The organism is Streptomyces thermodiastaticus (assembly GCF_014656135.1).
Taxonomy (GTDB): domain Bacteria; phylum Actinomycetota; class Actinomycetes; order Streptomycetales; family Streptomycetaceae; genus Streptomyces; species Streptomyces thermodiastaticus.
This window is the reverse complement of sequence record NZ_BNBV01000003.1, coordinates 19,750-45,091: the sequence shown is the minus strand read 5'-3', so window position 1 is coordinate 45,091 and position 25,342 is coordinate 19,750. Positions and strand designations below refer to the sequence as shown.

Annotated in this window: 23 protein-coding genes and 1 riboswitch; of the genes, 7 read left to right on the top strand and 16 right to left on the bottom strand. The window is 70.9% G+C overall.

Translation table 11 applies throughout. From position 1 onward, the window contains the following. Positions 1-44 precede the first annotated feature (44 nt). From IE286_RS03805 to IE286_RS03790, 4 genes are all read right to left on the bottom strand, one after another. Entirely contained in the window at positions 45-1,079 is a 1,035-nt protein-coding gene (locus IE286_RS03805) for a C40 family peptidase (protein ID WP_189795155.1), read from the bottom strand. A 289-nt stretch (positions 1,080-1,368) separates the two neighbouring features. Further along, positions 1,369-2,403 carry a C40 family peptidase gene (locus tag IE286_RS03800; RefSeq protein ID WP_189795427.1) on the bottom strand — a complete coding sequence of 345 codons (1,035 nt, stop codon included), beginning with the start codon at positions 2,401-2,403 and terminating at the stop codon, positions 1,369-1,371. Positions 2,404-2,652: 249 nt separating this feature from the next. Further along, a complete protein-coding gene (locus tag IE286_RS03795; protein ID WP_189795154.1) occupies positions 2,653-4,002 on the bottom strand; it encodes an NYN domain-containing protein in 1,350 nt (449 codons plus the stop codon). Positions 4,003-4,059: 57 nt separating this feature from the next. After that, positions 4,060-4,299: a hypothetical protein gene (locus IE286_RS03790; protein WP_125498076.1), complete on the bottom strand. Its 240-nt coding sequence runs from the start codon at positions 4,297-4,299 to the stop codon at positions 4,060-4,062. Between the two features lie 159 nt (positions 4,300-4,458). Between IE286_RS03790 and IE286_RS03785 the strand changes: the two genes are divergently transcribed. After that, positions 4,459-5,211 (top strand): rhomboid family intramembrane serine protease, encoded by a 753-nt coding sequence (locus IE286_RS03785; RefSeq protein WP_189795153.1) that lies wholly within the window; start codon positions 4,459-4,461, stop codon positions 5,209-5,211. Then, on the top strand, positions 5,208-5,489 hold the full coding sequence (locus IE286_RS03780) for an Lrp/AsnC family transcriptional regulator (RefSeq protein ID WP_125498078.1): 282 nt from the start codon (positions 5,208-5,210) through the stop codon (positions 5,487-5,489). Before IE286_RS03785 ends, IE286_RS03780 begins: the two co-directional genes overlap by 4 nt. A 30-nt stretch (positions 5,490-5,519) precedes the next feature. Here IE286_RS03780 and IE286_RS03775 read toward each other — a convergent pair whose 3' ends face one another. From IE286_RS03775 to ctaE, 6 genes are all read right to left on the bottom strand, one after another. Then, positions 5,520-6,881, bottom strand: coding sequence for an aminotransferase class V-fold PLP-dependent enzyme (locus tag IE286_RS03775; protein ID WP_189795152.1), 1,362 nt, complete (start codon positions 6,879-6,881; stop codon positions 5,520-5,522). Positions 6,882-7,174: 293 nt separating this feature from the next. Continuing rightward, positions 7,175-7,291, bottom strand: a riboswitch (SAM riboswitch). A gap of 79 nt (positions 7,292-7,370) precedes the next feature. Continuing rightward, complete coding sequence (gene trpD / locus IE286_RS03770; protein ID WP_189795151.1) at positions 7,371-8,435, bottom strand: anthranilate phosphoribosyltransferase; 1,065 nt, start codon at positions 8,433-8,435, stop codon at positions 7,371-7,373. A 166-nt stretch (positions 8,436-8,601) separates the two neighbouring features. Continuing rightward, a complete protein-coding gene (qcrB, locus tag IE286_RS03765) occupies positions 8,602-10,239 on the bottom strand; it encodes a cytochrome bc1 complex cytochrome b subunit (protein ID WP_189795150.1) in 1,638 nt (545 codons plus the stop codon). Continuing rightward, a complete protein-coding gene (qcrA, locus tag IE286_RS03760) occupies positions 10,236-11,297 on the bottom strand; it encodes a cytochrome bc1 complex Rieske iron-sulfur subunit (protein WP_189795149.1) in 1,062 nt (353 codons plus the stop codon). The genes qcrB and qcrA overlap by 4 nt, the downstream gene beginning before the upstream one ends. Continuing rightward, entirely contained in the window at positions 11,294-12,103 is an 810-nt protein-coding gene (gene qcrC, locus IE286_RS03755) for a cytochrome bc1 complex diheme cytochrome c subunit (RefSeq protein WP_189795148.1), read from the bottom strand. Before qcrC ends, qcrA begins: the two co-directional genes overlap by 4 nt. Positions 12,104-12,166: 63 nt before the next feature. Beyond that, positions 12,167-12,787, bottom strand: a complete 621-nt coding sequence (gene ctaE, locus IE286_RS03750; protein WP_189795147.1) for an aa3-type cytochrome oxidase subunit III — start codon at positions 12,785-12,787, stop codon at positions 12,167-12,169. 196 nt (positions 12,788-12,983) lie between these two features. On the opposite strand from ctaE, the gene IE286_RS03745 reads away from it, so the two are divergent. Then, positions 12,984-13,382 carry a response regulator gene (locus IE286_RS03745; protein WP_189795146.1) on the top strand — a complete coding sequence of 133 codons (399 nt, stop codon included), beginning with the start codon at positions 12,984-12,986 and terminating at the stop codon, positions 13,380-13,382. Between the two features lie 100 nt (positions 13,383-13,482). Here the strand turns inward: IE286_RS03745 and IE286_RS03740 are convergent, their stop codons facing one another. The 4 genes from IE286_RS03740 to ctaC all read right to left on the bottom strand — a co-directional run bounded on the left by IE286_RS03740 (position 13,483) and on the right by ctaC (position 17,996). Continuing rightward, positions 13,483-14,742, bottom strand: a complete 1,260-nt coding sequence (locus tag IE286_RS03740) for a L,D-transpeptidase (protein ID WP_189795145.1) — start codon at positions 14,740-14,742, stop codon at positions 13,483-13,485. Between the two features lie 169 nt (positions 14,743-14,911). Further along, positions 14,912-15,310, bottom strand: coding sequence for a cytochrome c oxidase subunit 4 (locus IE286_RS03735; protein WP_189795144.1), 399 nt, complete (start codon positions 15,308-15,310; stop codon positions 14,912-14,914). Beyond that, positions 15,307-17,040: an aa3-type cytochrome oxidase subunit I gene (ctaD, locus tag IE286_RS03730; protein WP_189795143.1), complete on the bottom strand. Its 1,734-nt coding sequence runs from the start codon at positions 17,038-17,040 to the stop codon at positions 15,307-15,309. The genes IE286_RS03735 and ctaD overlap by 4 nt, the downstream gene beginning before the upstream one ends. Next, a complete protein-coding gene (gene ctaC / locus IE286_RS03725; RefSeq protein ID WP_189795142.1) occupies positions 17,037-17,996 on the bottom strand; it encodes an aa3-type cytochrome oxidase subunit II in 960 nt (319 codons plus the stop codon). Before ctaC ends, ctaD begins: the two co-directional genes overlap by 4 nt. Before the next feature lie 392 nt (positions 17,997-18,388). On the opposite strand from ctaC, the gene IE286_RS03720 reads away from it, so the two are divergent. Further along, positions 18,389-19,768, top strand: coding sequence for a cysteine desulfurase/sulfurtransferase TusA family protein (locus IE286_RS03720; RefSeq protein WP_189795141.1), 1,380 nt, complete (start codon positions 18,389-18,391; stop codon positions 19,766-19,768). Positions 19,769-20,208: 440 nt separating this feature from the next. Here the strand turns inward: IE286_RS03720 and IE286_RS03715 are convergent, their stop codons facing one another. Continuing rightward, positions 20,209-21,180 (bottom strand): carbohydrate kinase family protein, encoded by a 972-nt coding sequence (locus tag IE286_RS03715; protein WP_189795140.1) that lies wholly within the window; start codon positions 21,178-21,180, stop codon positions 20,209-20,211. Positions 21,181-21,310: 130 nt separating this feature from the next. On the opposite strand from IE286_RS03715, the gene IE286_RS03710 reads away from it, so the two are divergent. Further along, positions 21,311-21,544: a hypothetical protein gene (locus IE286_RS03710; RefSeq protein WP_189795139.1), complete on the top strand. Its 234-nt coding sequence runs from the start codon at positions 21,311-21,313 to the stop codon at positions 21,542-21,544. 183 nt (positions 21,545-21,727) lie between these two features. After that, positions 21,728-23,374: a hypothetical protein gene (locus IE286_RS03705; protein WP_189795138.1), complete on the top strand. Its 1,647-nt coding sequence runs from the start codon at positions 21,728-21,730 to the stop codon at positions 23,372-23,374. Positions 23,375-23,473: 99 nt separating this feature from the next. On the opposite strand, the gene IE286_RS03700 is transcribed toward IE286_RS03705, so the two are convergent. Continuing rightward, positions 23,474-23,830, bottom strand: a complete 357-nt coding sequence (locus IE286_RS03700; RefSeq protein ID WP_125500069.1) for an iron-sulfur cluster assembly accessory protein — start codon at positions 23,828-23,830, stop codon at positions 23,474-23,476. A gap of 304 nt (positions 23,831-24,134) precedes the next feature. Between IE286_RS03700 and nadA the strand changes: the two genes are divergently transcribed. After that, complete coding sequence (nadA, locus tag IE286_RS03695) at positions 24,135-25,319, top strand: quinolinate synthase NadA (protein WP_189795137.1); 1,185 nt, start codon at positions 24,135-24,137, stop codon at positions 25,317-25,319. The last annotated feature ends 23 nt before the right edge of the window (positions 25,320-25,342 follow it).

Below are 25,342 nucleotides of genomic sequence, written 5' to 3'. Positions count from 1 at the left end.
GCCGGGCGGCGGACGGAACGTCACGTGCGGGGCGCGGGCGGCCGTCAGATCCTGGTGACCGACGAGACAGGCATCATGTGCAGCGGGTCGTAGCGCACCGACGCCCCCGGGTACGGTGCGTGGATCACCCGGCCGCGGCCGGCGTACATCCCGATGTGGCTGGCGTCGGAGCGGTAGACGACGAGGTCTCCGGGGCGGATCCGGGACAGCGGGATGCGCCGGCCCGCCAGCCGCTGTTCCTGGGAGGTGCGCGGCAGATGCACCCCGGCCTGGGCGTAGGCCCACTGCATCAGGCCCGAACAGTCGAAGCCGGACGGGCCGTTGGCACCCCAGACGTAGGGGCGGCCCAGCGCGGAGCGGACCGCGGTGAGCGCGACGGCGGCACGGGCGGAGGCCGGGGCGGCGTCCACGGGGAGGCCGGGGCCGGCGGACAGGCCGCCGCGGCCGAAGCGGGTGGCCCGGTGGTAGGCGCGCCGTTCGGCCGGGGACAGGGAGTTGAGCAGCTGCCGGGCCCGGGCGAGCTTGCGCTGCACGGCGCGCCGGTGCGCGGCGACGGCCGTGCGGCTGCGGTCGAGTTCGGCGAGGGTGCGGGTGGCTCCGGCGCGTTCCTGGGCGAGCCGGCGCAGCTCCTGCCGCAGCTGACGCAGCCGGACGGCCTGGTGGGCGCCGATCCGGTCGAGCGTGGCCGCCTTGTCGAGGTAGTCGTCCGGGTCGCCGGTCAGCAGCAGAGCCAGCGCCGGGTCCACGCCGCCGGAGCGGTACTGGGCGCCGGCCACCGAACCCAGGGCGTCCCGCAGGGTGTTGACGCGCTGCTGGTGCCGGGCGATGCGGTCCTGGGCGTCGCGGACCCGGCGGCGCAGCCGCTCGGCGCGCTCACCGGCCTTGTCGTAGGCCTCGGTCGCCTTCTCCGCCTCCTGGTAGAGGCGGTCCACCTCGGCGCGGGTGCCGCCGTGCCAAGTGGCGCCGGCCGGTGCGGCGGACAGTCCGCCCAGCGCGGCGGACAGCACGGTGACGGCGGCGCAGGCCGCTGAGACACCCCGGTCGAACCCCGATGGCGCTTGGCGACGATGGGACCCCACGGGAAGCCGAACTCCCTCCACGGACCGACAGGACACCGTCTCCCCGCCCGCTGCCGGGCGCGCGGCGCGCCCGGCGGGCCGGGGGAAACGCGGCAGACAGTAGGCCACTCGGCAACCGCGTCAGAACGCACCTCAGGGGCGTGCAGCACGGCGCCCCGCCTCCGACAGCAGGTCAGAGGCGGGGCGCGGGGTCAATGTGCCTCGGCGTGATTCGCCCGTTCGGGCGGCGCCGCGGGTGTGAGTCCGGGGTGTCCAGAACCTCCCCGGGCGGTCCGGTGCCGGGGAGGCGTCAGACGTGGACGCCGAACTGGAACGGCATGTTGCCGATCGACTCGTAGCGCACGCTGGCGCCGGTGTGCGGGGCGTGCAGCACCTGGCCGTTGCCCGCGTACAGGCCGACGTGGTGCAGGTCGCCGTAGAAGAAGACCAGGTCGCCGATCTGGAGCTGGCTCTGCGAGTAGATGCGGGTGCCGATGGTGGCCTGCGCCTCGGAGGTGCGCGGGATGGACACGCCGGCCTGGGCGTAGGCCCAGGAGGTCAGGCCCGAGCAGTCGAAGGAGGACGGCCCGGTGGCGCCGTAGACGTACGGCGAGCCGATCCTGGTCTGGGCGGCGGCGAAGGCGGCGCCCGCGAAGCCGCTGCCGTGCACGTCGACGCTCAGCTGGGTGCGCCCGCCGGCGCGGGTGGAGCGCTGCTGCTCCTCCTCGGCCAGCTGCTGCCTCTCCTGGGCGGTGAGGGTGTTGAGCAGGCGCTGCGCCTCGGCGAGCTTGCCCTGGATCTCCTTCTTCTTCTTGGACAGTTCGCTGCGGGTGGCGTCGAGGTCCTTGAGCTTCTCGGTGGCCTCGGCGCGCTGCTGGGCGAGTTCGCGCTGCTTGTCCTGGATCTGCTTCAGCGCGTCCACCTGCTGGCCGCTGAGCTGGTCGAGCGTGGCGGCCTTGTCCAGGTAGTCCTGCGGGTCGGAGGAGAGGAAGAGCTGGACCGAGGGGTCGATCCCGCCGGAGCGGTACTGGCCGGCGGCGAGCGAACCCAGGCCGTCGCGCAGCTTGTTGAGCTCCTGCTGGCCGCGGGCGACGTTGTCCTGGATGGTGGAGATCTCCTTCTGGAGCTTCTCCTGCTTCTCCTTGGCCCCGTTGTACTTCTCGGTGGCCTGCTCCGCCTGCTCGTAGAGCTTGTCGACCTTGGTCTTGACCTCGTCCTTGCTCGGCTTCTCACTCGGCGCCGCGTTGGCCGCCTGTGCGCTGATGGCGACGGCGGCGGCTGCCGCGGTGGTGAGCACGGTCACGCGTGCACGACTCGGCTGCTTGGGTCGACGATGGGACGCCACGGAAGCGAGCTCCATTCTTGTGAGTGATCACCCGCTCGGAGGTTCGACGCCAGACCCTAGTGACCTCGTCGTGATGAATTCAAATCCTCACAGCAAAAAATCACACCACACTCGCCATTCTTTGCACACAACTCACATGGAGTAAGACGCGGTTGACACACCGTCGCCGCACGGTGCCCACCGATCCGCGTTTTCACCGCGTACGTTCCCTACGGCACCCATAGGCCGGAAAACGCCGTGTGCCCGGAATCAGCCCCGCGTGCATCGCTTCAGCAGCACGGCCGACGCCACCGGCCGCGCCCCGGCCCGGGCGACCCCGTCGGCCACCTCACGGTCGGTGGAGACCACGATGACCGGCCGGCCCGGCGGCTCGGCCCGCACCAGCTGGCGGATCAGCTCGTCGGCGGTGACGCCCGGCTTGGAGAACAGCACCCGCACCCCGCGCGGCGGCGCGAGCAGCACCGGCGCGGCCAGCTCCGCCCCGTCGAAGACGCAGGTGACCTCCGCGCCGGTCTGCGCGGCGAGCTGGGACAGCTGCCCGAGCAGCCGCAGCCGCTGCTTCTCCAGCGGCATCTGCGGATACCCGGTCTTGGTGACGTTGTAGCCGTCGACGACCAGATGGGCCTGCGGCAGCGCGAGCAACTGGTCCAGGATCGCGGGGTCGTTCTCGGACAGCGCACGGGCGGCGATGTCCTTCGGCGTCATACGCCCCGGCTCCACCGCGTCCACGGTCTCCGCGGGCCGGACGGACACCGGCGGCAGCGCCAGTTCCCGGCGCAGCCCCTGCGCGGCGTCCAGCACCGTGTCCAGCAGCAGCCGGACCCGCATGTCCTCCACGCTGCGTCCCTCGCGGGCCGCCCGCCGGGTGGCCTCCAGCGCGGCCTCCGCCTCGCCCAGGCGGGCTTTGAGCCGCCGGGTCTCGCTCTCGGCCGCCGACAGCTGCGCCTGCCCCTCGGCGCGCACCGCCTCCGTCTCCGACCGCGCGGCGCGCAGCGCGGCCTCGCCCCGCTTGACGTCGCTGAGCGCACTGCGCAGCTTGCGCTGCAGCGACTCGGCCTCCTTGCGGGCGGCCTCCAGCTCGGTGCGCAGCCGCTCGGTCTCGGCCCGGGTGCGCTCGCGCATCTGGGCGAGCTGTGCGCGCAGCCGCTCCAGCTCGGCCCGGCTCGCCTCCTCGGCGCGCTCGGCATGCGCCCGCCGGACCTCCTCGCCGACGGCGGTGACCAGCTTGACCCAGCCGGCGGGCCGCAGCACATAAGCAGCGGCGGCCACGTCGAGGGGATCCGCGGCCGGCGGCGGCGATCCGTCCTCCAGCGCGCCGCACAGCTCCGGCTGCGCCTCGCGGAACTTCTCCCCGACGCGCTGCCGGAACAGCGTGTCGTTCTCCACCGCGGCCGCCATCGCGTTGCCCGCGAACTTGGTGCGGCTCTTGGGCGCGAACCGGGCGTACTGCCGCAGCTGCAGCGGCAGCTCGGCCACGGTGAGCCGGCCGAAGGCATCGGCGACGATCTGCACGACCCGGCGGCGCACGCTCTCGGGCAGCGGACGGTCGAGCACCTCAGCGGCGCCGTCGTCCGGCTCCCCGCCTCGTGTCTGCTCCATCCGTCACCCCAATGCCTAGCGGTCCCCCGGCGGGGGTACCTGTGCGGGCCGCTCCGCTCAGGAGCCGGCGCCCGGCCTGTCCACGAGTTCCACCTTGTCCACGGCGTTGCACCAGCGGCAGCGCACCGACTCGATGGTCTCACTGAGCACCTCGCGCTCCTCCACCGTGGGTTCGCCGGCGAGATCGAGGTGGACGTACTCCACGACCTTCGACGAACGCGTCACGTCGAAGCGGGTGAGGTTGCCGCAGAGGGTGCAGCGCCACCGCGTCGTGGCGGTCGGCTGGGGAACCGTCATCGTGGCTGCTCGCTTCCTTCCAGTGTCCGGTGCCCGCGTCGCTCGGGCGCACCGGGTCCGGCTCGTAACCCTACGGCCTCACATCCCCTGCCCGCCCCGGGGTCCGCGGCGGCGAGGCGGTCCGCACGGAAGCGTCCCGGTACGCCATGCTCTGTGCACATGACCGGCGACACGAAGACGGTGACCGGCCGGGCGGCCAGGGCGTGGAAGGCGCTCAGGACCACGCCCGCGCCGGTGACGTGCGCCCTGATCGTGGTGTGCTGTGTCCTGTTCGCGCTCGGCCCCGCCTCCGGCCTCGACCCCCGGCTGGGCACCGGGGACGCGCTGCTGGACGCCCAGCGCTCCTACTTCCGGCGCTGGGGGGTGATCCCCGCCGAGCTGCTCACCGGTAACCCGCGGGCCGCCCTGACCCCGGCGACCGCGCTGTTCGTGCACGGCAGCTGGGTCCATCTGCTCGGGAACATGCTCTTCCTGTACGTCTTCGGCGCGATGACCGAGCAGCGGATGGGCCGCCTGCCGTTCCTTCTGTTCTACCTCGGCTGCGGCTGCCTCGCCCTGCTGGGCTACGCCGTCGCCCACGCCGCCTCCGAGCAGACCCTGGTGGGCGCCTCCGGGGCGATCTCGGCGGTCCTCGGCGCTTTCCTGTATCTGTTCCCGCGGGCGCGGGTGACCAGTGTCCTGCCGTTCCTGTTCTTCCTGCCGCTCAGACTGCCGGCGTGGATCGTCCTGCCGTTCTGGGCGGCCCTGCAGTGGCTGGCCGCCGGGCGGGCCACCCAGGGCCCGGGCGTGGCCTACCTCGCCCATGTGATCGGCTTCGGCCTGGGCTTCGCCTGCGCATGGGCCCGCTACGGGCGGCGGACTAGAGTGAAGCCCGCCCCCGCTCCGGCTCCCGAGGGAGAGAACCAGCCGTGATCACCGCGATCGTCCTCATCAAGACCAGCGTGGACCGGATCCCCGAGATCGCCGAGCAGATCGCCGCGCTGGACTCCGTCAGCGAGGTCTTCTCCGTCACCGGCACCTACGACCTGATCGCCATGGTCCGGGTGCGGCAGCACGAGGAGCTGGCCGAGGTGATCCCCGGGCGGATCAGCAAGATCCCGGGGGTGGAGGCCACGGACACCCATGTGGCCTTCCGCACGTACTCGCAGCACGACCTGGAGGCGGCGTTCGCCATCGGCCTGGACTCCTGACCGCGGCCGGCCGCCTCCCGGCCGCCCGGGTCACACCACCGGCACGCAGCGGCCGCCCTCCGTGCGGTACTGCCATTTCGCGCCGTCGCGGACCAGCTCCCGCACCGCGGACACGAACCGCTCGACGTGCTCGTCGGGGGTGCCGGCGCCGAAGCTGACGCGGACGGCGTTCAGCGACACCTCGCCGGGCGCGGCCTCGGGGGCACCGCACTCGCCCCGCGCCTGAGGGTCGCCGCCGAGCAGGGTCCGCACCAGCGGGTGGGCGCAGAACAGCCCGTCCCGCACCCCGATGCCGTACTCGGCGGAGAGCGCCGCGGCGAAGTGGGAGCTGTTCCAGCCCTGCACCACGAACGAGATCACACCGACCCGCGGGGCGTCGTCACCGAACAGCGACAGCACCTTCACCTCCGGCACCTCGGCCAGCCCCTCGCGCACCTGGCGGATCAGCTGCTGCTCGCGGGCCACCAGCGTGTCGAAGCCGGCCTCGGTCAGCGCCTCGCACGCCGACGCGATGGCGTAGGCGCCGATGACGTTCGGGGAACCGGCCTCGTGCCGGGCGGCGCCCTTGTGCCACTCCACGTCCACGCTCCCGTCGGCACGCCGGGTGACGCGGCGGCTGGCCCCGCCGCCGGCGAGGTACGGCTCCGCCTCGTGCAGCCAATCGGTCCGGCCTGCCAGCACACCCGCGCCGAACGGGGCGTAGAGCTTGTGGCCGGAGAACGCCACCCAGTCCACGTCGAGGTCCCGCACGGAGACCGGGTGGTGCGGGGCCAGCTGGGCGGCGTCCAGGACGATCCGGGCGCCGTGCGCGTGGGCGGCGGCAGCCAGCTCGGCGACCGGCCACAGTTCGCCGGTGACGTTGGAGGCGCCGGTGACGCAGACCAGGGCCGGACCGTGGGGTCCGCGCAGGGCCAGCGCCCGCTCCAGGGCGTCCACGGCCTGCCCGGGGCTGCGGGGCGCGTCCAGGTACGTCACCTGCGCGCCGCGCCAGGGCAGCAGCGAGGCGTGGTGCTCGGTGGCGAAGACGAACACCTGGCAGCCGGCCGGGAGCGCGCGGGCCAGCAGATTGAGGGAGTCGGTGGTGGACCGGGTGAAGATCACCTCATCGTCCGGGCGGCAGCCGAGGAACTCCGCGACCGTCCTGCGGGAGGACTCGAACAGGTCCGTGGACAGCTGCGAGAGATGGCCGGCCCCGCGGTGCACGCTGCCGTAGTACGGCGCGTAGGCGGCCACGTCGTCCCAGACGCGCTGCAGGGCGGGTGCGCTGGCCGCGTAGTCGAGCGCGGCGTAGGTGACCTCGCCGCCGGTGACGAGCGGCACGGTGACGTCACGGCCGAGCACGGGCAGCGGGGCGCACACGGACCGGCCGGGGGCAGCAGCGGAGACAGACATGGGTGAACTCCCGTGGAGACAGGCGGAATCGACCGCGCGAGCACACGCGCCCCGGGACATACCGGTGTCGGGCACGGCTCAGCGCGGGAGAAGTGACGCGAGAGGAAAAAGGTGGAAGAGGCGGGGGCGTGGGCCCCGGGCCTGTCGCGGCTCACCGGCGGCGCGGCCCGCCGCACGAGCGCGGGCGGACGGCGGGAGACGGGCGACAGGCCCTAACGCATTCGCTTGCTCACGGAGGACTCCCTCGTTACGACCAGGACCCCTGGCCTCGCGCTCGTCAGGAGCGCGCGAGGGGTCCGCGCTTGCCGCAGACCTCGCTGCCTGCGGCCTGGTCTTCACCCGGGGCACCCCGCCACGGACGGAGGGTTGCCGGACAGCCGGCCGGGGCCTGAAGGCTGTCACTCATGACCTGGACAGGAACGTACGCGAAAAGATCGCGGTCCCGCAACCGGTGTCCGGATCGCGGGACCGCACGGCCGCAGGCGGCCGTCAGGCGTTGCTGGCCGCCACCCAGCGGTCCAGCACCCGCCGGGCCGCGCCGGAGTCGATGGACTCGGCCGCCTTCTCCATCCCGGCGCGGATCTGCTCGGGCAGCGTCCCCGGGCCGGGCTCCAGCGCCACCAGGGCGGCCGCGGCGTTCAGCAGGACGGCGTCCCGGACGGGCCCGCGCTCGCCGTCCAGCAGCCGGCGGGCGACGTCCGCGTTGTAGGAGGCGTCGGCGCCGCGCAGCGCCTCGACCGGCACCAGGTCGATGCCGACGTCCCTGGGGTCGAAGGTCTCCTCGGTGACCGTGCCGTCCCGGACCACCCACACCCGCGAGGTGGCCGTGGTGGTCAGCTCGTCCAGGCCGTCGTCCCCGCGGAAGACCAGGGAGGAGTTGCCGCGCTCGGCGAAGACCCCTGCCACGATCGGCGCCATGCGCGCGTCGGCGACCCCGACCGCCTGCGCCGTGACCCGGGCCGGGTTGGTGAGCGGACCGAGGAAGTTGAAGGTGGTGCGGATGCCGAGCTGTCCGCGTGCCGCGGCGACATGCCGCAGGGCGGGGTGGAACTTCACCGCGAAGCAGAAGGTGATCCCGGCCTCCTCGGCGACCTGGGCCACCCGCCGCGGGCTCAGCTCCAGGTTCACCCCCAGCTTCTCCAGGACGTCGGAGGCTCCGGAGGCGGAGGACGCGGCCCGGTTGCCGTGCTTGACCACCTTGGTGCCCGTGCCCGCGACGACGATGGCGGACATCGTGGAGATGTTCACCGTCTTCGCACCGTCGCCGCCGGTGCCGACGATGTCCACGGCCGGTCCGGGGACCTCGATGACGCGGGCGTGCTCGTACATCGCCCGGACCAGACCGGTGATCTCCCGCACCGTCTCGCCTTTGGCCCGCAGCGCCACCGCGAAGCCGGCGATCTGAGCGTCCGTCGCCTCGCCGCGCATGATCCGGTCCATGGCCCAGGCGGTGTCGTCGGCGTCCAGGTCGCGGCCGGCCAGCAGGGTGTTCAGCACGCGGGGCCAGGAACGGCCCGCCGCGGTGTCGCCTCCAGCGGGGGTCACAGCGCTCATAAGCCGCTCCTGGGTCGGTGTCCGGTGTCCTGTTCGGTGTCCCGCACGGACGGGACGGGGACGTGCAACGCCTCCACCCTATCCAGCCCCGGGGACGGCACAGGGCCCCGTCCGGGAGGCGGACGGGGCCCTGTGACCGGGCGTGGCGACGCTCGGAATCGAAGGATCAGTGGTGGCCGTGGCCGCTCGTGATCTCCTTGTACTCCTCGACGGTCGGCTTGGCGATCTGGTTGCCCTCGCCGTAGTAGGCGCGGCTCAGCTTGGCGCGGAGCTTCTCCGTGCCCTTGACCTTGCGCTCGACGCCGTTCTCGTCGACCGTCGGACCGATCTCCACCGGCTCGTACTGGTGGTGAGCGGTGAGCGTGTACAGCTGCTCCTGGCTGAGCGGCTCGTGCACCTCGATGAACTCACCGTGCGGCAGGCGCTTGATGATGCCCGACTCGCGGCCGTGCAGCACCTTGTCGCGGTCCCGGCGCTGCAGGCTGAGGCAGATCCGCTTGGTGACGATGAAGGTGAGAACCGGCACCACGAAGAACGCGATGCGGACGAACCAGGTGATCGCGTTGATCGACAGGTGGAAGTGGGTGGCCCACAGGTCGTTGCCACCGCCGACCAGCAGCACGAAGTACCACGCGATCCACGCGGCACCGAAGGCGGTGCGGGTCGGGGCGTTGCGCGGGCGGTCCAGGATGTGGTGCTCGCGCTTGTCGCCGGTGACCCAGGCCTCGATGAACGGGTACAGCGCGATCGCGATGAGGACCACACCGAAGAGCACCAGCGGGATGAAGACGCCCAGGACCAGCGTGTGACCCCAGAAGTTGATCTCCCAGCCGGGCATCGCACGGATGAGACCCTCGGCCATGCCCATGTACCAGTCGGGCTGGGCACCGGTGGACACCTGGTCCGGCCGGTAGGGGCCGATGGCCCAGATCGGGTTGATCTGCGCGATCGCCGCGATGGCCGCGATGGCACCGAAGACCAGGAAGAAGAAGCCTCCGGCCTTGGCCATGTACACCGGCAGCAGCGGCATGCCGACGACGTTGTTGTTCGTCTTGCCGGGGCCCGCGAACTGCGTGTGCTTGTGGTAGAAGACCAGGATCAGGTGGCCGACGACCAGGCCGAGCATGATGCCCGGCAGCAGCAGGATGTGGATCGAGTAGAACCGGGCCACGAAGTCGTGACCGGGGAACTCGCCGCCGAAGAGGAAGAACGAGATGTACGTGCCGATGATCGGCACGGACAGGATCGCGCCCTCCATGAAGCGGACACCGGTGCCGGAGAGCAGGTCGTCCGGGAGCGAGTAACCGGTGAAACCGGTGAACATGCCCAGGACGAACAGCAGGAAGCCGAACAGCCAGTTGACCTCACGCGGCTTGCGGAACGCGCCGGTGAAGAACACGCGCATCATGTGCACGAACATGCCGGCGAGGAAGACCAGCGCGGCCCAGTGGTGGATCTGCCGGATGAGCAGACCACCGCGCACCTCGAAGGAGATGTGCAGGGTCGAGTTGAACGCCTCGCTCATCAGCTGTCCCTGGAGCGGGACGTAGCTGCCGTGGTACACCACCTCGTTCATCGAGGGGTGGAAGAACAGCGTCAGATATACACCCGTGAGGATGATGATCAGGAAGCTGTAGAGGCAGACCTCGCCCAACATGAACGACCAGTGGTCGGGAAAGATCTTGCGCATGTTGGCCTTGGCCAGGCTGTAGATGCCCAGCCGGCCGTCGGCCCAGTCGGCGAGCTTCTCGCCGGCCGGTGCCTTCCCGCGCGAGCGGGTCGGGTTGCTCGCTGTAGTACTCATCCGCGCTCCCAGAATGCAGGACCGACGGGCTCCTCGAAGTCGCCGAGCGCCTGGAGGTAACCCTCGCTGTCCACGCCGATGCGCAGCTGCGGCAGGGCGTGACCGGCCGGGCCGAAGATGACTCGGGCGCCGTCGGAGAGGTCGAAGGTGGACTGGTGGCACGGGCAGAGCACGTGGTGCGTCTGCTGCTCGTACAGGGAGATCGGGCAGCCGACGTGGGTGCAGATCTTGGAGTAGGCCACGATGCCCTGGTGCGACCACTCGAGCTCGCGCTTGTCCTTGATGTTGTCCGGCTGCAGCCGGACGATCATCAGGGCGGCCTTGGCGATCTCGGTCTGGTACTCCTCGTTGCCTTCCTCCTCCAGGCCGTCGGGCTTGGCGAAGGTGAGGGAGCCGGTGGTGATGTCCTCGGGACGCAGCGGCTGGTTGGTGTTCATGTTCACCAGGCGCTTGCCCTTGGCCCACATGGTGTGGCGCAGCTTCTCGTGCGGCAGCGAACCCAGGTCGCGCAGCAGGAACAGGCCGGAGAACGGCACCAGGGTCAGCGCACCCAGCAGCGTGTTGCGGATGAGCGGCCGGCGGCCGATCGCGGACTCCTTGGCGCCCTGCTTGAAGTCCGCGTGGACCTTGGCACGGACCTCGGGGGAGGCCTCGATCGGGTGACGCTCGTCGGCGAGCTCCGCGTCGGACATCAGGGTGCGGGCCCAGTGGACCGCGCCCGCGCCGATGCAGAACAGCGCCACGCCCAGGGTGAGCCCCAGGGCGAAGTTCATCGCGCTGATGTGGCCCAGCGGAAAGATGTAGACCGACTTGTCGTTCGGGATCCACACGTAGGACGCGATGAAGCCCAGGGTGGCCAGCATCGACACCGTGAACAGCAGGGCGACGGTGCGCTCGGACCGCTTGGCCGCCCGCTCGTCGATGTCCTGGATCCGGTGCTCGTGCGGGGGCAGGCCCGGGTCGGCGAACGGGTTCTCCTCGTCCGCGGCCCTCACGGCGCCGTGCGCCGCACCCGGCTCGGCGGGCAGCTTCTCTTCAGGAATGTCTTGGCTACTCATGACTTCTTGGCCTTTGCGGTCCGGGCGGCGACCCACACGGCGACGACGACCAGCGCACCGAGTCCGAAGATCCACGCGAACAGACCCTCACTGACCGGCCCGAGGCCGCCCAGCTCGAGACCGCCCGGGTTCTTCGTCTGGTCACTGTTGACCGCGTTCAGATACCCGATGATGTCCTTCTTGGCCTTCTCCGGCATCACGGTGTCGGGGAAGGACGGCATGTTCTGCGGGCCGGTCTGCATGGCCTCGTAGATGTGCTTCGGCTGGACACCCTCGAGGTCCGGGGCGAACTTGCCGTGCGTGAGCGCACCGCCCTTGCCGGTGAAGTTGTGGCACTGGGCGCAGTTGGTCCGGAACAGCTCACCGCCCTTGGCGATGTCCGCGCCCTCCGGGCTGTACTGGTTCTTCGTGGGCACGGACGGACCGGCGCCCAGGGAGGCGATGTACGCCGCCAGCTGGTCGATCTCGGCCTGCGTGTAGATGACCTTCTTGCGCGGGACCTGCGCGCCCGGCTGCTGGGCCGGCATACGGCCGGTACCGACCTGGAAGTCGACTGCCGCGGCGCCCACACCCACCAGGGACGGGCCGTCAGTGGTGCCCTGACCACCGGCCCCGTGGCAGCTGGCGCAGCCGACCTCGTAGAGCTTCTTGCCCTCCTCGATGGTGAGGGACTGGGCGGACTCGTCGGCCTTCGCCTTGCTCGCGGGCGCGAACGCGGTGTACAGCCCCCCCGTGGCCGCCAGCGCGAGAAGTAGGACGACGACCGCCGCCAGCGGATGGCGTCGTCGTGCGGAGAGCTTTTTCACGGATTACCCCGGTGTCAGGATCTTCTGCGTCGATGCTTGCGGGACTCGGATCGGTTCGTCGGCTTACTTGATCACGTAGATCGTGGCGAAGAGGCCGATCCAGACGACATCGACGAAGTGCCAGTAGTAGGACACGACGATGGCCGCGGTCGCCTGCTCGTGGGTGAACCGCCGCGCCGCGTAGGTGCGGCCGAGGACCAGCAGGAAGGCGATGAGGCCGCCCGTCACGTGCAGGCCGTGGAAGCCGGTGGTCAGGTAGAACACCGAGCCGTACGGGTCGGAGGACAGGGACAGCCCGTCCTCCTTCACCAGGCTCGTGTACTCGTAGATCTGGCCGCCGATGAAGATCGCACCCATGATGAAGGTGACGATGAACCAGCCCCGGAGCTTCTTCACGTCACCGCGCTCGGCGGCGAACACGCCGAGCTGGCAGGTGAGGGAGGAGAGCACCAGGATCGTGGTGTTGGCGGTGGAGAAGGGGACGTTCAGGTGGTCCGCCATCTCCCGCCAGTGATCGGGCCCCGTCACCGATCGCAGGGTGAAGTACATCGCGAAGAGGGCCGCGAAGAACATCAGCTCGGAACTCAGCCAGATGATGGTTCCGACGCTGGTGAGGTTCGGCCGGTTGACCGACGGGTGCGCGTGCCCGGTTTCTACTGTCGTTGCTGTCGCCACGACCGACATTATGTCGGTCGCTTATCCCGCCCTCACTCCGGGGGTCCCGTTCGGAGTGTCTGTGCGGTCTGTCCGGGCCGTACGGCCCGCCCCGGCGGCTCACCGGACGGTGCCGACCAGCAGGGGAAAAGAGTAGAGTCCGCGCCGTCGGTACCCGGATTCTCGACCCATGCTGTGCCTTCCCTACAAGACGTGTGGAGGAACCATGCAGGCGACCGCGACGGTGCTGGTCTACAGCGACGACGCCAACACCCGGGAGCAGGTGCGGTTGGCCACCGGCCGGAGGCCGGCTCAGGACACGCCCGTCGTGGAGTTCGTGGAATGCGCCACGCCCGCGGCCGTGCTGCGGGAGCTGGACCGAGGCGGGATCGACGTGTGCGTCCTGGACGGCGAGGCCGTGCCCATGGGCGGCATGGGGCTGTGCCGGCAGATCAAGGACGAGATCTTCCGCTGCCCGCCGGTGCTGCTGCTGATCGGGCGTCCGCAGGACGCCTGGCTGGCGACGTGGAGCCGGGCGGACGCGGCCGTCACCCTTCCGGTGGATCCCGTGGAGTTCGCCTCCGCCCTGGCCGGCCTGCTGCGCACGAAGGCGCTGGCGGCCTGAGAGCCCGGTGAGCCCCGTCGTCGGCGGTCCCGCGGTGCTGTCCGTGGGGCCGCCGACGGCGTATCGAGGCCCTTCCTCACAGGGTCTGCGGAGCCCTTCCTCACAGGGCCTGCGGGGTCAGGCGCGAGGTGTCCGACGGGGAGGTGCCGCCGCCGGAGGTCAGGGCGCTGCCCTGGACCCACTTGTCCCAGGGCATGTTCCAGTCGCCGAAGCCGTTGCCGAACGTCTCCATGGGTTTGCCCTTGGAGTTGACGACCTGGACGATGTCGCCCTCGTGGATGTTCTCGTAGAACCACTTGGCGTTGGCGTTGCTCATGCCGGTGCAGCCGTGGCTGACGTTGGCCACGCCCTGCGAGCCCACGGACCAGGGGGCGGCGTGCACGTACTCGCCGCTCCAGGTGACCCGGGTGGCCCAGTTCACCATCAGGTCGAAGGAGTCCGAGGAGCCCGCGGCGATGCCGATGGTGGTGCTCCGCATCCGCACGGTGCCCTCCTTGGCGAGGACGACCTTGATGCCGTTGCGGGTGTCGAAGCCGGGCCTGCCGGTGGTGACCGGGATCTGTTTGATCTTCTCGTCGTCCTTGTAGAACGTCAGCTGGTGTGCGGCCGCGTCGGTGACGGCGACAATGCGGTCGCCGATGGTGAGCTGGACCGGTTCGGCGGCCCCGCCGTAGAGCCGGTCGGCGATGCGCATGTTCTCCAGGCCGCTGCGCACCTCGACGGTGGTGCCCGTCGGCCAGTACTCCCGCGGCCGCCAGTGCAGCTCCTTGTCGCTGACCCAGTACCACGAGCCCTGCACCGCGGGCGTGGAGCGGACCTGCAGGCCGCGCTCCACGATCGCGCGCTGGGCCTTGTCCGTGACGGGCTGGTCGAGTTCGGCGGTGATGGGCTGGCCGACCCCGTAGGTCCCGGACTTCGGTCCGAGCTTGATGTTCAGACGTTTGTTCGTCGTCGGACGGCTGGTGTCGAAGGTGAGGACCTTGCGGCCGGGTGCTCCGTCCGCGTCCTCCGTGCGCACGGTGACCGTGTAGTGGGCGCCTGCGGCCAGCGGTGAGGTGCTGTGCCAGCGGCTGCCGTCTGCGGCGAGTTCACCGGCGACACGGCGTCCTGTGGCGTCCTGGGCGACGACGTCCGTGATACGGGCGTCGGTGTCTTGTGCGGTGATCTCCAGGGGCTTGTCCGGGTCGGCCTTCTTGCCGCGTTCCGTGGGCGCGTTGACGGAGATCTGACGTGCCGCGTCGTAGGGATCGGCGGCCAGCGGACTGCCGTCCGGTCCGCAGGCCGTGACGCCCGCCGCGAGGGCGGCCACCAGGAGTGCGCAACTGACGGCTGTATGGATGCGCGGAGTGGCGGTGCTCATGACCTCACGCTAAAGAGGTACGTCAACTCCGGCGCGGTGGATCGTCCGTATGGGGGATGTTCCCGGGAGCGGTTCCGGAACGGTCCGGCAACGGTCCCGGAAACGGAAGAAACCCGGGCCCCCACGAGGAGGCCCGGGTTCTCCGGGTCGTCAGCCAGGTCGGCCGAGGTCACTGAGTGCGGTTCTCACCGCGGTAGTACTCGAAGACCCAGCCCCACAGGCCCAGCATGACGAGCGGCGCCCCGAAGTAGATCAGCCACCAGCCGATCGCGACGCCGAGGAAGGCCAGCGCACCACCGGCGCCGAGGGCGAGCGGCTGCCAGCTGTGCGGGCTGAAGAAGCCCAGCTCACCGGCGTCGTCCGCGACGTCCGCCTCCTTGTTGTCCTGGGCGCCCACGTCGACCCGCCTGGCCGTGAAGGACAGGTAGAAGCCGACCATGATGCTCAGGCCGAAGGAGAGGAACAGGGCCGTGGTGCCGGCGGGCTCCTTCGACCACAGGCCGTAGACGACGGCCATGATGAGCAGGAAGACGCTCAGCCACAGGAACATCTTGCCCTGGATCTTCACTTGCCGGCCTCCTTGCCGCCAGCGAGGGCCTTCTCACCGTGGCCGGCGCTCTCCAGCTGGTCGAGCGCGGCGATCTCCGGGTGGTGCAGGTCGAACGCCGGGGATTCACTGCGGATCCGCGGCAGCGTGAGGAAGTTGTGCCGCGGCGGCGGGCAGGAGGTCGCCCACTCCAGCGAGCGGCCGTAACCCCACGGGTCGTCCACCTCGACCGGCTTGCCGTACTTGGCCGTCTTCCACACGTTGTAGAAGAACGGCAGGATCGACAGGCCGAGCAGGAACGAGAAGATCGTCGAGACCATGTTCAGGCCGGTGAAGCCGTCCGCGGCCAGGTAGTCGGCGTAGCGGCGCGGCATGCCCTCGGCACCCAGCCAGTGCTGGACCAGGAAGGTGCCGTGGAAGCCGATGAACAGCAGCCAGAACGTCATCTTGCCCAGACGCTCGTCGAGCATCTTGCCGGTGAACTTCGGCCACCAGAAGTGGAAGCCGGAGAACATGGCGAACACGACGGTGCCGAACACCACGTAGTGGAAGTGCGCCACCACGAAGTACGAGTCCGAGATGTGGAAGTCCATCGGCGGCGACGCCAGGATCACACCGGTCAGACCACCGAAGACGAAGGTGATCAGGAAGCCGGTCGCCCACAGCATCGGCGTCTCGAAGGACAGCGAGCCCTTCCACATGGTGCCGATCCAGTTGAAGAACTTCACACCGGTCGGGACCGCGATCAGGAAGGTCATGAAGGAGAAGAACGGCAGCAGCACACCACCGGTGACGTACATGTGGTGGGCCCACACGGTCACCGACAGACCCGCGATGGCGATGGTCGCGCCGATCAGACCCATGTAGCCGAACATCGGCTTGCGGGAGAAGACCGGGATGACCTCGCTGATCACGCCGAAGAACGGCAGCGCGATGATGTACACCTCGGGGTGGCCGAAGAACCAGAAGAGGTGCTGCCACAGCAGGGCTCCACCGTTGGCGGAGTCGAAGACGTGGGCGCCGAACTTGCGGTCCGCCTCCAGCGCGAACAGGGCCGCCGCCAGCACCGGGAAGGCCAGCAGGACCAGCACCGCGGTCAGCAGGACGTTCCAGGTGAAGATCGGCATGCGGAACATCGTCATGCCCGGCGCGCGCATGCAGATGATCGTGGTGATGAAGTTGACCGCACCGAGGATGGTGCCGAAGCCGGACAGGGCCAGACCCATCACCCACATGTCACCGCCGACGCCCGGCGAGTGCACCGCGTCGGACAGCGGGGCGTAGGCGAACCAGCCGAAGTCGGCCGCGCCCTGCGGGGTGAGGAAGCCGCCCACCGCGATGAGCGAGCCGAACGTGTACAGCCAGTAGGCGAACATGTTCAGGCGCGGGAAGGCCACGTCCGGAGAGCCGATCTGCAGCGGCATGATCCAGTTCGCGAAGCCGGAGAACAGCGGCGTCGCGAACATCAGCAGCATGATCGTGCCGTGCATCGTGAACGCCTGGTTGAACTGCTCGTTCGACATGATCTCCAGACCCGGGCGGGCGAGCTCGGCGCGCATGAAGAGCGCCATCACACCGCCGATGCAGAAGAACGCGAACGAGGTGACCAGGTAGAGCGTTCCGATGGTCTTGTGGTCGGTGGTCGTCAGCCACTTGACCACGACGCTACCGGGTTGCTTGCGCCGGACCGGCGGTGCGGGCGCGATGGCACCCGCCGCCGCGGCACCCTGAGGTTCGTTGAGGATGCTCACAGGTTGTTCGTCTCCCGGTTCTTCTCGTGGCCCGTCTGCGCGATGCCGGCGGGAACGTAACCGGTCTGCCCCTTCTTAGCGAGGTCCTTGAGGTGCTGCTCATAGCGCTCCGGCGAGACGACCTTCACGTTGAACAGCATCCGGGAGTGGTCCTGGCCGCACAGCTCGGCGCACTTGCCCCGGAAGGTGCCCTCCTTGTTGGGGGTCACCTGGAAGGAGTTGGTGTGCCCCGGGATGACGTCCATCTTCATCAGGAACGGCAGCACCCAGAAGGAGTGGTTGACGTCCCGAGAGGTGAGGATGAAGCGGACGGTCTTGCCCTTGGGCAGCCACAGGGTCGGGCCCGGCAGGCCGGTCTGCGGGTTCCGCGAGGCGGGCGTGCCGACGTCGTAGACGCCGCCGGCGTTCGCCGGGAACGCGTTCTTGAACCGGTCCGGGATCGCCGAGAGGTTCTTGTCGGTCTTCGCATCACCGGTGGAGCCGGGCACGTCGGCGATGTAGTTGAAGGCCCAGCTCCACTGGTAGCCCACGACGTTGACCGTGACGTCGGGCTTCTTGGATTCGTCGAGGAGCTTGGACTCGTCGCGGGCCGTGAAGTAGAAGAGCACCGAGACGACCAGAAGCGGAACCACCGTGTACAAGGCCTCGATGGGCATGTTGTACCGGGTCTGCGGAGGTACCTCGACCTTGGTGCGGCTGCGCCGGTGGAAGATGGCACTCCACAGCACCAGACCCCACACCAGGCAGCCGACAGCGATCGCGGCCGCCCAGGAACCCTGCCACAGCGAGAGGATCCGGGGAGCCTCTTCCGTGGTCGGGGTGGGCATACCCAGCCGAGGGAAGTCCTTGTATGTGCAACCGGTAGCGGTCGCCAGGACCAGGCCCGCAGTCAGTGCCTGCAGCAGCTTCCGCCGCATCGGGCGCCGCGGCGAGCGGTCGGAGCCGTTGGGACTCACGTAGCGCCTTCCCGAGAGTCTCGCCCGCGCTGTTCGGCTGCGGCCTTCTCGCTGGTCGGTCGCCGCCCTGCGTCGGGCAGGGGTTTGGATGTTTATGCGGACCAAACCCTACTGGACGCCTTCCGGCGGTTCGCGGGGAGGGTGCCATACGCGCCGCGGGTCACCCTGAAGAGGTGGGAGGGGTGAGGGTGCGGGTGCGGAGTGTGGTGCGGGTACGGAGTGTGGTGCGGGTGCGGAGTGTGGTGCGGGTACGGAGTGTGGTGCGGGTGCGGAGTGTGGTGCGGGTACGGAGTGGAGTGCGGGTACGGAGTGGAGTGCGGTCCGTAGTGGAGTGGGCATAGTGCGGGGGCTTCCGTGCGTCGTCGTGGGCCGGTGGGTCGTAGCGTTGCCGTGTGGCCTACTTCGACGCTGCTTCCTCCGCTCCCCTGCACCCGGTGGCCCGGCAGGCTCTGCTCGCCGCCCTCGACGAGGGGTGGGCCGACCCCGCACGGCTGTACCGGGAAGGCCGGCGGGCCCGGCTGCTGCTGGACGCGGCCCGGGAGACGGCCGCCGAGGCCGTCGGATGCCGACCGGACGAGCTGACCTTCACCACCTCCGGCACCCAGGCCGTGCACACCGGGATCGCCGGCGCCCTGACCGGCCGGCGCCGCACCGGACGCCACCTGATCGTGTCAGCGGTCGAACACTCCTGTGTGCTTCATGCGGCTGACGCCCACGAAGCGGGCGGCGGAACTGTCACCCGGGTCCGGGTCGACCGCACCGGCCGGGCCGACGCCGCCGCGTACGCCGAGGCACTGCGTCCCGACACGGCCCTGGCCTGCCTGCAGTCCGCCAACCACGAAGTGGGCACCGAACAGCCGGTCACCGAGGTCGCCGAGGTGTGCCGCGCCGCCCGTGTCCCGCTGCTGGTGGACGCCGCGCAGTCACTGGGCTGGGGACCGGTGGAGGGCAGCTGGTCGCTGCTGACGGCGAGTGCCCACAAATGGGGCGGACCGCCGGGAGTCGGACTGCTCGTGGTGCGTAAAGGCGTACGGTTCGCCGTCCCCGGCCCGACGGACGACAGGGAATCCGGCCGGCAGCCGGGCTTCGAGAACATCCCCGCGATCGTGGCGGCGGCCGCATCCCTGCGCGCCGTACGCGCCGAGGCTGCGGCGGAGTCGGCGCGGCTGCGGGACCTCACCGAGCGGATCCGGACGCGGGTGCCGCAACTGGTGCCGGACGTGGAAGTGGTGGGCCACCCCGGCCACCGGCTGCCCGGCATCGTCACCTTCTCCTGTCTCTATGTGGACGGGGAGGCTCTGCTGCACGCCCTGGACGGCGAAGGCTTCTCCGTCTCCTCCGGCTCCTCCTGCACCAGCTCCACCCTGACCCCCAGTCACGTGCTCAAGGCGATGGGCGTGCTGAGCGAAGGGAACGTCCGGGTGTCCCTGCCGCCCGGGACGCCCGAGGAGGACGTCGAGCGGTTCCTGTCGGTTCTGCCGGGCGCGGTGGCCTCGGTCCGTGAGCACCTGGACGCCCCGGCGGTGCGGGCAGAGGCGGCCGCCCCGGCGGAGGAACGGGTCGTCGACGCCCTCGGCAAGCGCTGCCCGCTGCCGGTCATCGAGCTGGCCAAGATCATCGACGAGGTCCCGGTCGGCGGCACGGTCCGCGTCCTGGCCGACGACGAGGCGGCCCGCCTGGACATCCCGGCCTGGTGCGAGATGCGCGGGCAGGAGTACGTGGGCGAGGAGCCTGCGGAGGTGGGGAGCGCCTACGTGGTGCGGAGGGTGTGAGGGCTGGGGCCGGCTGGGCGCAGCCAGGATCGGTCGGGCGGGGTGCTTGCGGTTGGCCAGGTGCTTCCGGTCGTTCAAGGGCGCTTGCAGTGGGACGCGGGTTGGATGGCTCGGTCGCCTGCGGGGGCGCTGGCAGCCGGTGGTGAGGGGGTGATCGTGCTCGGCCCTTCGGGCCTGCGCGCGTTCACCCCCTCACCACCGGCGCGCCCCCGCAGGCTCCCTCGCGGCCGGTGTCCGGAGGACACTGGCCCTGGTACGGCCCGCACCGTCGGCAGGGGTGGGCCCGGACACGCACCCTCGGGGGCGGGGCACCCCGGCAAGGTCAGTGGTGTCGCTACGGCCCGCACCCTCGGCGGGGGTGGGCCCGGACACGCACCCTCGGGGGCGGGGCACCCCGGCAGGTCCCGTAGGGCGGGGCCGTGGCCGGGGCGCTGGGAGGGTCACAGGTGGGCGCGCACCTCGCGGGCCGCGTCCTCGCCGTAGGCTTTGGTGAACCGCTCCATGAAGTGGGCGCGGCGCAGCCGGTACTCCTGGGCGCCCTCGGTCTCGATGACCAGGGTCGCCAGCATGCAGCCGACCTGGGCGGCGCGCTCCAGAGAGACGCCCCAGACCAGGCCCGACAGGAAGCCGGCGCGGAAGGCGTCGCCGACGCCGGTCGGGTCGACCTTGCGCTCCTCGTCCGGGCAGCCCACCTCGATGGGGTCCTCACCGGCGCTCTCGATGCGCACGCCGCGGGAGCCGAGGGTGGTCACGCGGCGGCCGACACGGCCGAGGATCTCGGCATCGCTCCAGCCGGTCTTGGACTCGATGAGGCCCTTCTCGTACTCGTTGGAGAACAGGTACGTCGCCCCGTCCAGCAGTATCCGGATCTCGTCGCCGTCCATCCGGGCGATCTGCTGGGAGAAGTCCGCGGCGAAGGGGATGCCGCGGGTGCGGCACTCCTCGGTGTGCCGGAGCATCGCCTCGGGATCGTCGGCGCCGATGACCACCAGGTCCAGGCCGCCCACGCGGTCGGCGACGGTCTTCAGCTCGATGAGCCGGGCCTCGCTCATCGCGCCGGTGTAGAAGGAGCCGATCTGGTTGTGGTCGGCGTCGGTGGTGCACACGAAACGGGCGGTGTGCAGCGTCTCGGAGATCCGCACGGAGTCGGTGTCGACGCCGTGCCGCTCCAGCCAGGCGCGGTACTCCTCGAAGTCGGTGCCCGCGGCGCCCACCAGGACGGGCCGGGTGCCGAGCTGGCCCATGCCGAAGGCGATGTTCGCCCCGACCCCGCCGCGCCGTACGTCCAGCTGGTCCACCAGGAAGGAGAGCGAGACCGTGTGCAGCTGGTCCGCGACGAGCTGGTCGGCGAAACGGCCGGGGAAGGTCATGAGGTGGTCGGTGGCGATGGACCCGGTGACTGCGATGCGCACGGCGTGGACTCTCCTGAAAGCAGGCGGATTGACAGTTCACGCTACCCGGTCCGGGGACGCGGGCGCAGGATCGCAGACCGGTTGATTCCGGGTCTTTCGCGGCATACGTGACCGTGCCTACGGTGCTGGCATGACGTTCCACGAGTCCCGCACCACCCCCGTTCCGGCCGACCTCGAGGGCGGCCTGGCGTCCCTGCGCGAGGACGGGGCCCGGACGGTGCCGCGCTGGGCGGGCCGCGGACCGGACGACGAGGCCGTCGCGTCCAGGTTCCCGGCCGGCCTGCGCGGCGTGTCCGTGCCGCCGTCGGCCGTGCGGCTGGTGGCAGGGATGTCCGAGTACGGATCCTTTCAAGCGGCCGGCTGAGCCGGACGGAGGCGGTGCCCTCGGCGCCGGTGGAACCAAGTACTCCCCCGCCGCGTCCCATCGCCGTCCCCCGTCTGGGGGATGCCGGATACGTCCCGTCGGCCGGTCGCCCCGCCGGGCAGACAGGGCCGGGCCGTCGGGCCGGGACGGCAGGGACTGTCGTGCAGCCGAAGGAGCGATGCGGTGAACACCGAGCGACCCGACCACGACGATGCGGCCGCGGCCCGGGCCGCGCAGGCCGCCGGGGAGGACTCGGGGCGGCCGGAGGAGACGGGGTCTGCGGGCACTTCGCAGGCGTCGGAGGACACAGCGCAGGCGCGGGCCGCCGGCGGGGGCGACGCCGGTAGGGGTGCGGGTGCGTCCGGGGGCCGTCGCGGCCGTTTCGGGCGCGGGCGGTCGCCTGTGGCCGTGGCGTCGGTCGCCGCCGCCGTGCTGCTGGTGGGCGGAGGCGGGGCGTATCTCGCCACGGGCGCGTCCGGCGCGGGTGACGGGCGCGCGGCCGCTTCCGCGTCCGGCGGTGATCACGGCACTCCCGCGGCGCTCGTCCTGGACGGTGTGCCGGCCGAGGGCGGCAGCGGCGGCGCCACGCAGGGCATCGCGCCCGGCGAGCCCGACCCCTACGGCACCGTCTACCAGGCCGCGGGCCCGCTGCCCGACGGCCCCGGCTCGGCGGCGGTCCAGGTGCCGCGGGGCGAGGTGACCCGGGAGCAGGTGACCCGGCTGGCCCGGGCGCTCGGGGTCACCGGCACCCCGGTGGCCGATGCGGACGCATGGCGGGTGGGCGCCGGGAAGGACGGCGCCGACCCGGTGCTGCGGGTGGAGCGGCAGGCGCCGGGCGCCTGGACGTTCAGCCGGTACGCGCCCGGCACCGACGACTGCAAGGGCGTGCGGTGCGTTCACGACCCGGCGGCTCCGGCCGGGGACCCGGTGAGCGAGGAGGCCGCCGAGCAGGCGGCGGCGCCGGTGCTCACGGCCCTGGGGCAGGGCGACGCCGCGGTGGACGCCGGGCAGGTCATGGGCGCCCAGCGGGTCGTCGACGCCGATCCGCGGGTCGGCGGGCTGCCCACCCACGGCTGGACGACGTCCCTGACCGTCGGCGCGGACGGCGAGGTGGTCGGCGGCAGCGGGCAGCTGGCCGAGCCGGTGAAGGCGGACACGTATCCGGTGCTGAGCGCGCAGCGGACCCTGGAGCTGATGAACGGCTCGGCGGGCGGCGGTCACCGCATGGGGATCGGCGGCTGCACCCGTCCGGTGCCGCTCAAGGACCGGCTGGAGCAGCCGTGCAACGCGGTCGCCTCGCCTGCTGCCGGGCGGGGCACCGCGACGGTCGACTCGGCGGAGTTCGGGCTGTCCGCGCAGGCCTCGCAGGGGCGGCCGGTGCTGGTGCCGTCCTGGCTGTTCCACGTCCGCGGCACGAGGGGGCAGGAGGGGTTCACCGTGGCGTACCCGGCGGTGGATCCGCGGTATGTGCGGTCGGCGGGCACGCCGTCCGGAGCGGAGAGTCCCCGTCCGGGCGGCGACGGGACGGTGACGCAGGATGTGCGGGTGACGGGGTACCGCGCGGCGGGGAACGCGCTGACGCTGTCCTTCGAGGGCGGGGTGTGCGCGGACTACACCGCGTCGGCGAAGGAGAGCTCCGACCGGGTGACCGTCACGGTGACGCAGACCTCGCAGCGGGACCGGGTGTGCATCCTGATCGCCCGGCAGTACGAGCGCACGGTGCACCTGGACCGCCCGCTCGGCGGCCGGACGGTGACCGGCTCGGACGGCCGGCCGATCCCGCCGGCGACGGGGGCGGGGCCCCTGCGGTCGTCACAGCCGGTGCGCTGAGGCACCCGGCCGCGGCGGACGGCAGGTGACGCGACGCGAGAGGCGGCGGCCCCGTGCAGGGGACCGCCGCCTCGTGCGTCACGCTGTGGCCGGCTCGGCTCAGTGGAAGGAGTCGCCGCAGGCGCAGGAGCCCGTCGCGTTCGGGTTGTCGATCGTGAAGCCCTGCTTCTCGATCGTGTCCACGAAGTCGATGGTGGCACCCCCCAGGTACGGGGCGCTCATGCGGTCGGTGACGACCTTGACGCCGCCGAAGTCCTTCTCGATGTCGCCGTCGAGGGACCGCTCGTCGAAGAAGAGCTGGTAGCGCAGGCCGGAGCAGCCACCGGGCTGGACGGCCACGCGCAGGGCGAGGTCGTCACGGCCTTCCTGGTCGAGCAGGGCCTTGACCTTGGCCGCGGCGGCGTCGGTCAGGATGATGCCGTCGGTGACGGTCGTGGTCTCGTCCGATACGGACATCTACATCTCTCCCGGGTTGTACGGAGACTGCTTGCCGACGAGTGCAACCGGCGAGTTCGAGGATTCATTCCGCGCCGGGCTCGTGCTTCTTCTCTTGTCCACGCTCGTCCCCATGCTCGCACACGCGGCACGAGCGGGCAGCAGCCCGAGGGGTGACGGACGGCGGCGACGGACCCGGTCCCGGGCCCGTCCGGGGGGCCCGGGAGGAGTCGCGTCACATCGACGCTATGGGCATCGTCAAACTGACGTGAAGCCGCTATGATAGATAGCGTCAGTTCGACGATAAGTAGAAAGGGTGCGTGTCGTGACCACCGCCCAGCCCCAGGAGCTCGACGTTCAGCCGACGCCCCTCGCCCTGCTGCTGCTCGGCCGCGAGGCCGACCCGAGGAGCGAGCGCGGCGTCGAGTGCCCCGGTGACCTGCCCGCGCCGTCCGACCCGGACCTGGTGGCACGCGCCCGTGCGGCGAAGGAGAAGCTCGGGGACAAGGTCTTCGTGCTCGGCCACCACTACCAGCGCGACGAGGTGATCCAGTTCGCGGACGTCACCGGCGACTCCTTCAAGCTGGCGCGGGAGGCGGCGGCACGGCCCGAGGCCGAGTACATCGTGTTCTGCGGCGTGCACTTCATGGCGGAGTCCGCGGACATCCTCACCTCCGACGAGCAGAAGGTCGTGCTGCCCGACCTGGCCGCCGGCTGCTCGATGGCCGACATGGCGACGGCGGAGCAGGTCGCCGAGTGCTGGGACGTCCTGACCGAGGCGGGCATCGCCGGTCAGGTAATCCCGGTGTCGTACATGAACTCCTCCGCCGACATCAAGGCCTTCACCGGCAGGCACGGCGGCACCATCTGCACCTCGTCCAATGCCCGGCGGGCCCTGGAGTGGGCGTTCCAGCAAGGCGAGAAGGTCCTGTTCCTCCCCGACCAGCACCTCGGCCGCAACACCGCCGTCCGCGACCTGGGCATGTCCCTTCAGGACTGCGTCGTCTACAACCCGCACCGGCCGAACGGCGGGCTGACGGCTGAGGAGCTGCGCGCGGCGAAGATGATCCTGTGGCGCGGCCACTGCTCGGTGCACGGCCGTTTCACCCTGGATTCGGTGAACGAGGTCCGCGCCCGCATCCCCGGCGTCAACGTCCTGGTGCACCCCGAGTGCAAGCACGAGGTGGTCGCCGCCGCCGACCACGTCGGCTCCACGGAGTACATCATCAGGACGCTCGAAGCGGCCCCGGCCGGCTCCAAGTGGGCGGTCGGTACCGAGCTGAACCTGGTCCGCCGCCTGGCGAATCGTTTCGCTCCCGAGGGCAAGGAGATCGTCTTCCTGGACCGCACGGTCTGCTTCTGCTCGACCATGAACCGCATCGACCTGCCCCACCTGGTCTGGGCCCTGGAGTCCCTGGCCGAGGGCACCCTGGTCAACCGCATCCAGGTCGACAAGGAGACGGAGCACTACGCCAAGCTGGCCCTGGAGCGGATGCTGGCGCTGCCGTAGGGCGGCCGACGCTGGACACGGAC

Bases quoted from the DNA above. Each gene is read 5' to 3' on its own strand.
- IE286_RS03785 (WP_189795153.1), top strand. From the start codon at position 4,459: ATGACCGGCGACACGAAGACGGTGACCGGCCGGGCGGCCAGGGCGTGG.
- IE286_RS03775 (WP_189795152.1), bottom strand. From the start codon at position 6,881: ATGTCTGTCTCCGCTGCTGCCCCCGGCCGGTCCGTGTGCGCCCCGCTG.
- ctaE (WP_189795147.1), bottom strand. From the start codon at position 12,787: ATGTCGGTCGTGGCGACAGCAACGACAGTAGAAACCGGGCACGCGCAC.
- IE286_RS03700 (WP_125500069.1), bottom strand. From the start codon at position 23,830: ATGTCCGTATCGGACGAGACCACGACCGTCACCGACGGCATCATCCTG.
- IE286_RS03710 (WP_189795139.1), top strand. From the start codon at position 21,311: ATGACGTTCCACGAGTCCCGCACCACCCCCGTTCCGGCCGACCTCGAG.
- IE286_RS03740 (WP_189795145.1), bottom strand. From the start codon at position 14,742: ATGAGCACCGCCACTCCGCGCATCCATACAGCCGTCAGTTGCGCACTC.
- qcrA (WP_189795149.1), bottom strand. From the start codon at position 11,297: ATGAGTAGCCAAGACATTCCTGAAGAGAAGCTGCCCGCCGAGCCGGGT.
- IE286_RS03790 (WP_125498076.1), bottom strand. From the start codon at position 4,299: ATGACGGTTCCCCAGCCGACCGCCACGACGCGGTGGCGCTGCACCCTC.
- trpD (WP_189795151.1), bottom strand. From the start codon at position 8,435: ATGAGCGCTGTGACCCCCGCTGGAGGCGACACCGCGGCGGGCCGTTCC.
- IE286_RS03795 (WP_189795154.1), bottom strand. From the start codon at position 4,002: ATGGAGCAGACACGAGGCGGGGAGCCGGACGACGGCGCCGCTGAGGTG.
- IE286_RS03745 (WP_189795146.1), top strand. From the start codon at position 12,984: ATGCAGGCGACCGCGACGGTGCTGGTCTACAGCGACGACGCCAACACC.
- qcrB (WP_189795150.1), bottom strand. From the start codon at position 10,239: ATGAGTACTACAGCGAGCAACCCGACCCGCTCGCGCGGGAAGGCACCG.